Origin of the sequence: Promicromonospora sp. NPDC060271 (assembly GCF_042726755.1) — a bacterium.
In the GTDB taxonomy this organism is placed as follows: Bacteria; Actinomycetota; Actinomycetes; order Actinomycetales; family Cellulomonadaceae; genus Promicromonospora.
In genome coordinates, this window is the sequence record NZ_JBHXBG010000059.1 from 24,177 (window position 1) to 30,498 (window position 6,322).

At 68.8% G+C, this 6,322-nt stretch carries 6 protein-coding genes and 1 tRNA gene; 2 read left to right on the forward strand and 5 right to left on the reverse strand.

The features are described from left to right. Positions 1-11 precede the first annotated feature (11 nt). Positions 12-749: a hypothetical protein gene (locus tag ACFWE2_RS11395; RefSeq protein WP_377224340.1), complete on the reverse strand. Its 738-nt coding sequence runs from the start codon at positions 747-749 to the stop codon at positions 12-14. Positions 750-1,141: 392 nt separating this feature from the next. Here ACFWE2_RS11395 and ACFWE2_RS11400 point away from each other — a divergent pair, with 392 nt between their 5' ends. Further along, a complete protein-coding gene (locus ACFWE2_RS11400) occupies positions 1,142-1,450 on the forward strand; it encodes a hypothetical protein (RefSeq protein WP_377224341.1) in 309 nt (102 codons plus the stop codon). A 54-nt stretch (positions 1,451-1,504) separates the two neighbouring features. Here the strand turns inward: ACFWE2_RS11400 and ACFWE2_RS11405 are convergent, their stop codons facing one another. From ACFWE2_RS11405 to ACFWE2_RS11420, 4 genes are all read right to left on the reverse strand, one after another. Next, positions 1,505-1,915, reverse strand: a complete 411-nt coding sequence (locus ACFWE2_RS11405; RefSeq protein WP_377224342.1) for a GNAT family N-acetyltransferase — start codon at positions 1,913-1,915, stop codon at positions 1,505-1,507. A 108-nt stretch (positions 1,916-2,023) separates the two neighbouring features. Further along, positions 2,024-2,097 (reverse strand) — tRNA-Val (locus tag ACFWE2_RS11410). A 64-nt stretch (positions 2,098-2,161) separates the two neighbouring features. Then, the gene (locus ACFWE2_RS11415) at positions 2,162-2,653 is read right to left on the reverse strand and encodes a peroxiredoxin (RefSeq protein WP_377224343.1); all 492 of its coding nucleotides are present in this window, start codon (positions 2,651-2,653) and stop codon (positions 2,162-2,164) included. Between the two features lie 21 nt (positions 2,654-2,674). Beyond that, complete coding sequence (locus ACFWE2_RS11420) at positions 2,675-3,082, reverse strand: DUF3052 domain-containing protein (RefSeq protein WP_357504485.1); 408 nt, start codon at positions 3,080-3,082, stop codon at positions 2,675-2,677. Positions 3,083-3,520: 438 nt separating this feature from the next. Here ACFWE2_RS11420 and aceE point away from each other — a divergent pair, with 438 nt between their 5' ends. Further along, positions 3,521-6,271, forward strand: coding sequence for a pyruvate dehydrogenase (acetyl-transferring), homodimeric type (aceE, locus tag ACFWE2_RS11425; protein WP_377224344.1), 2,751 nt, complete (start codon positions 3,521-3,523; stop codon positions 6,269-6,271). Positions 6,272-6,322: the final 51 nt, after the last annotated feature.

Genomic DNA, 6,322 nt, shown 5'->3' on the forward strand with positions numbered 1-6,322 from the left:
GAGGGTCACGGTCAGAGCCGCAGCAGGTCCCGGGCGAGTCCCTCGCGCAGGCCGGCGGGCGGGTCCACGTACCCCTCGGCGCGCAGCGCCCCGGGGAAACCGCCCGCCGCGAACGCTTCGTTGAGGTCGTCGACGAACCACGTCGTCGGGCCGACGAGGCCGTCGACACCAGGCCCTGGCACGTCGACCCCGTACGGACCGTCCCCGCTGATGTTCGCCTTGTGCAGGGCGTCCGGCGCGAAGTCGAGCTGGAACGGGAAGGCGTCCGGATCGGGGTACCCGGTCCAGCTAGTCCACTCGCGCTCGTAGTACTCGCGAGCGCCACCGCCGTAGACGGCGTGCTCGAACTCGACGACCAGCGGGTCGGCCAGCACGCTCTCGGGCCACCTAGGGTGCTCGCCGACGAGCCACACGTCACCGACCTGCCGGATCCACGCCGCGACCGTCATCGGGAACGGCGCGAACGTCTCCTCCATCCAGTCGGCGAGCGCGGATGCGCCGTCGGTCGGCGGGAAGTGGGCCGGGCGCGGCGTCGCGTCGTCGTCATTCCTCGTCGCGATGAAACCGTCCGCCTGCAGCCGGTCGACGAGCGTCTCCACGTTCTGTCGCGCCCGGCTCGCCATCTCGCGCGCGACCGCCTGCGCGTCCTCCCTGTGGCGCGCACCGAACACGTCCAGGCCCAGGGCTCGCAGGTCCTGCCACACGCCGTCGTGGTCCCCGGCCCGATACCGGGCAATATGACTGGTCACGGCGCAATCCTGGCAGAGCGTCGAGGGGCGCCTGGAACGTCATCGACCTCGGGTCAACCGGCGACGCAGGCCCCGACCGCAAGGAGCCGGTGCGGCACGGGCGAGGTACACCCGACAGGGAGGTGCCAGGCCCGCTGAATTTCGTTCGCCCCTGCCCCTGAAAGTTCACCTGGGCCGAATAGTTCGGCACAACCGAAAAACCTGTGGCTGAGCCGGACACAATCCAGCCCAGCCGGCACCTACCGCAGTAGCACCGTGTGCCGCCGGACCGGCACGGGTGATCTCTGCGCCCCGGGCTGTGCCGACCGGGGCCCGGACGTACGTTGGCCAAGGGGGCGGACCGGGTTCGCCCGACCTACCCGGACGCTCCTCACCACAAGGAGGTGGTGAACATGAAGCGCGTCCTCATGACGTGCGTCGTCGCCGCAGGGCTGACCGTGGGTGGCGCCATGTCAGCACACGCCGGCGAGACGAACGGAAACGGCGACCCGATTCCCGGAGCGTTCAACGCCAGCTCGGCGTGCGCGTTCTCGGGGCGGGACCTGCCCGACGACCAGGAGGACCAGCCGCCGCAGTTCGACGACGACTTCGTCACGGGTGGGCACGTCCAGAGCTACGGCAAGTACGTCAGCCACGGCCTCAAGGGCGCTGTCCCGAGCCCCGGCGAGGCGTGCCGCGGCAACGTCGCGTTCGAGGAGTAACGCCCGGACGCCCGGCGCCCGGAGGCCCGATCCGTCTCCGGGCGCCGGGAGCGGTCAGCCGTCGGTGAGGTGGACGAGCCCCGCGAGCGTCGGACGGAACCCGCAGGACTCCAGGTAGAACGACTCGAGGTGCGGTTCGAAGTCGACGAAGAGCCACTCGCAGCCCGCCGCCCGTGCCTCCTCGATCGCGCGCCGCACGACGGCGGTACCGAGTCCTCGCCGCTGGTGGCTGGGGCGCGTCTTGGTGTCGATCAGGAACGCGTGGCCCCCACCGTCCCACGCGACGTTCACGAACCCGATCAGCTGACCCTCGCCGCTCCGGGCGGAGACCCACCCTAGCGAGTGACCTCGGATCCGGTCCCACCAGCCGGGCTCCGGGTTGCCGCCGTGGGACTCGGTGAGGTCGACGATCTCGGCGTCCGACACTGGTCCACGCCAGTCCAGGACCACTTCATCAGTAGGCATGGTGGTCAAGCGTGGTGGCTCGACGATGCGAGCGGCAACCCGAGCGAACGTTCCCGAGATGGACGATGACGCGAGACATCGAGCAACGATGTCCCGCGTCATCAGAGGTGGGCCCAGAGGGACTCGAACCCCCGACATCCACGGTGTAAACGTGGCGCTCTAACCAACTGAGCTATGAGCCCTGGCAGCGGACCACAATACCTGGCCCCGGCCCCGAACCTGGTCAGATCTTACGAATTGGCCGGATCAGATCTCGACGACCGCGCGCCGGTAGTCCTCCAGGTCGCGCGCCTGACCCCGTGGATTCACGACGCTCCAGCGGACGATCCCGTCGGCGTCGATCAGGAACGTCCCCCGCAGCGCGATCCCCGAGCTCTCGTCGAACACCCCGTAGTCGCGTGCCACCTCGCCGTGCGGCCAGAAGTCGGAGAGCAGGTCGAACTGGTAGCCCTCGGCCGCCTGCCACGCCTTGAGCGTGAAGACGGCGTCCGTCGAGATGACGAGGAGCCGCACGCCGGCGGTCTCGAAGTCCTCGATGTTGTCGCGCAGCTCGCACAGCTCGCTGGTGCACGTCCCGGAGAACGCGAACGGGACGAAGACGACGAGCACCGGCGTCCCACGCAGGTCCGACAGCGTGGTCGGGGTGCCGTGCGTGTCAGGGAGCGTGAAGTCGGGTGCGGGGTCACCCGGCTTCAGCGACTCCGCGGGAGCGGACGGCACGGCGGCGGACTCGGTCATGGCTTCAGACCCGCCGGGCGATCACTTGCCGCGGCCCCGGTAGGCGAGCCGGGTCGCCGACCAGTCCTCCGCGATGGCAAAGGTGCTGGTGGTCTGCAGGCCGGCGGTCGTGGCGGCCTCCTGGATGTCGCTGTGGCCCACCTCGCCGTCCCGACCGGGCTTCGGCGTGAAGATCCAGATGATGCCGCCGTCGTCCAGCACGGTCAGCACATCCACGAGCGCGTCGGTGAGGTCTCCGTCGTCCTCCCGCCACCAGAGGATGACGCCGTCGGTCACGTCGCCGAAGTCCTCGTCCTCCAGCTCGCTGCCGATGATCTTCTCGATGTCCGCCCGGAGTGCGTCGTCGACGTCGTCGCCCCAGCCGAACTCCTGCACCACCTGGCCGGCCTCGAAACCGAGGCGCCCGGCGCCCTGGGTGTCCGTGCTCACTTGGTTGATCGTCCCTCTCTCTGTCCGGCCCTCGCAGCCGGGTCGTATGCATGTCCTGTCCGACCCTACGCGGGCCCTCCGTCGCCAAAGGTAGTGCACGCACCCCTGCCATGCCTCGCAACCAGGTCGCGTGGTGTCTTTTTGATGAATCGATGAGACCTCGGCAACGCACAGGTCATGCACTCAGTCTCATCATTGCGATACCCCGTATCAATAATTGCGCGAACTGGTACAGACGTAACGCAGATCACGCGCTCTTGACCGCCCTATGGTGTGAGCGCACGCTGTGAGGGGACAGAATGGCTAGGACCACCTGTGCGTGGGCGTGCACAGTCGCAACCCCAGCTGTGGCGACGCGACGCCGACGCGACGGGTCCTGACGAGGCGGCGAGGAGCGCGAACCGCGACCCCGCCGCGCGACACCGAGAGAGGTTGCTGGTGGCTTCGTTTGACGAGACCGGACCGCTGATCAACGGTCTGCTCAGCGCCGTACCCGACATCGACCCGGCCGAGACCGAGGAATGGGTCGAGTCCTTCGACGGGCTGATCGACGACAAGGGCGGACCCCGCGCCCGGTACGTCATGCTCAACCTGCTCCGGCGGGCGCGCGAGCGGAATGTGAGCATTCCCGCGTCGATGGCGACGCCCTACGTGAACACCATCGGTGTCCACGAGGAGCCGTACTTCCCGGGCGACGAGGCCATGGAGCGGCGCTACCGCTCATGGATCCGCTGGAACGCGGCAGTCATGGTGACCCGCGCACAGCGCGAGGGCCTCAGCGTCGGTGGGCACATCTCCTCGTACGCGTCCGTCGCGACGCTGTACGAGGTGGGCCTGAACCACTTCTTCCGGGGCAAGGACCATCCGGGCGGCGGCGACCAGATCTACTTCCAGGGCCACGCCTCCCCCGGCGTCTACGCCCGGGCGTACCTCGAGGGCCGCCTGACCGCCGACCAGCTCGACGGGTTCCGTCAGGAGAAGTCGCACCCGGGCGGCGGCCTGCCGTCCTACCCGCACCCGCGCCTCATGCAGGACTTCTGGGAGTTCCCGACCGTGAGCATGGGCCTCGGCCCGGCGTCGGCCATCTACCAGGCCTGGACCAACAAGTACCTGCACAACCGCGGGATCAAGGACACCAGCCAGCAGGACGTCTGGGCCTTCCTCGGCGACGGCGAGATGGACGAGCCCGAGAGCCGCGGCATGATCCAGCACGCCGCCCAGCAGCAGCTCGACAACCTGACGTTCGTCGTGAACTGCAACCTGCAGCGCCTCGACGGCCCGGTGCGCGGCAACGGCAAGATCGTCCAGGAGCTGGAGGCCCAGTTCAAGGGCGCCGGCTGGAACGTCATCAAGGTCGTCTGGGGCCGCGAGTGGGACGCCCTGCTCAACGCCGACAAGGACCGCGCGCTCGTCAACCTGATGAACGTCACGCCCGACGGCGACTACCAGACCTACCGCGCGGAGTCCGGCGCGTTCATCCGCGAGCACTTCTTCGGGCGCGACCCGCGCACGAAGGCCCTCGTCGAGAACATGACCGACGACGACATCTGGAACATGAAGCGCGGCGGGCACGACTACCGCAAGCTCTACGCGGCCTACTCCGCGGCGCGCGCGCACACCGGCCAGCCGACGATCATCCTCGCGCACACCGTCAAGGGCTACGGTCTGGGCTCCGGCTTCGCCGGCCGCAACTCGACGCACCAGATGAAGAAGCTCAAGGGCGACGACCTCAAGACGCTGCGCGACTCGCTGCGCATCCCGATCTCGGACGCCGAGCTCGAGGCCGACCCGTACCTGCCGCCGTACTACCACCCCGGGGCCGACGCGCCGGAGGTCCAGTACATGCTGGAGCGCCGCCGTCAGCTCGGTGGCTTCGTACCGGAACGGCGGACCGCCGCGAGGACGAGCCTCCAGCTGCCGGAGGACAAGACCTACGAGCTGCTGAAGAAGGGTTCCGGCACGCAGCAGATCGCCACGACCATGGCGTTCGTGCGGCTGCTCAAGGACCTCTTCAAGGCCAAGGACTTCGGCAACCGCATCGTGCCGATCATCCCGGACGAGGCCCGCACCTTCGGCCTCGACTCGATCTTCCCGAGCGCCAAGATCTTCAACACGCTCGGCCAGAACTACCTCGCCGTGGACCGCGAGCTCATGCTGAGCTACAAGGAGTCCGAGTCCGGCCAGATCATGCACACCGGCATCAACGAGGCCGGTTCCGCCGCCGCGTTCCAGTCGGTGGGCACGTCGTACGCCACGCACGGCGAGCCGATGATCCCGGTCTACATCTTCTACTCGATGTTCGGCTTCCAGCGCACGGGCGACCAGTTCTGGGCGGCCGGCGACCAGATGACGCGCGGCTTCATCATCGGCGCGACCGCCGGCCGCACCACGCTGACGGGCGAGGGCCTACAGCACGCCGACGGGCACAGCCCGCTCATCGCAGGCACGAACACCTCGATCGTGCAGTACGACCCCGCCTACGGGTACGAGATCCGGCACATCGTGCGCGACGGCATCGAGCGCATGTACGGCGACGGCTCCGACGGCCGGGACCAGGACGTCATGTACTACCTCACGGTGTACAACGAGCCGATGGTCCAGCCGGCCGAGCCGGAGGACGTCGACGTCGAGGGCATCAAGCGCGGCATCCACCGCGTCTCGGTCTCCGACGCCGAAGGCCCCAAGGCTCAGCTCCTCTCCTCCGGCGTGGGTGTGCCGTGGGCGCTCGAGGCGCAGCAGCTCCTCAAGGAGGACTGGGGTGTCTCGGCCGACGTGTGGTCCGTGACGAGCTGGAACGAGCTGCGTCGCGACGCCCTGGCGGCCGAGCACGACTCCCTGGTCAACCCGACGGCGCCCGTGCGCACGCCGTACGTCACGGAGAAGCTGTCCAGCGCCCAGGGGCCGTTCATCGCGACCAGCGACTACGACCACCTGGTCCCCGACCAGATCCGTGCCTGGGTCCCTGGTGACTACGCGGTGCTCGGTGCCGACGGGTTCGGCTTCTCCGACACCCGTGCCGCGGCGCGGCGGTTCTTCCTCATCGACGGCCCGTCGATGGTGGTCAAGACGCTGCAGGTCCTCGCCCGTCGCGGCGAGGTGCCGACCGACGTCGTCGCCAAGGCCGTCGAGAAGTACCGCCTGCTCGACGTCACCGCCGGCACGTCCGGTACCGCGGGCGGCGACAGCTGACCTCCGGATTCGCGAAGTAGAGCGCTTGTCCGGCTCTCCCTGGTGTGACCC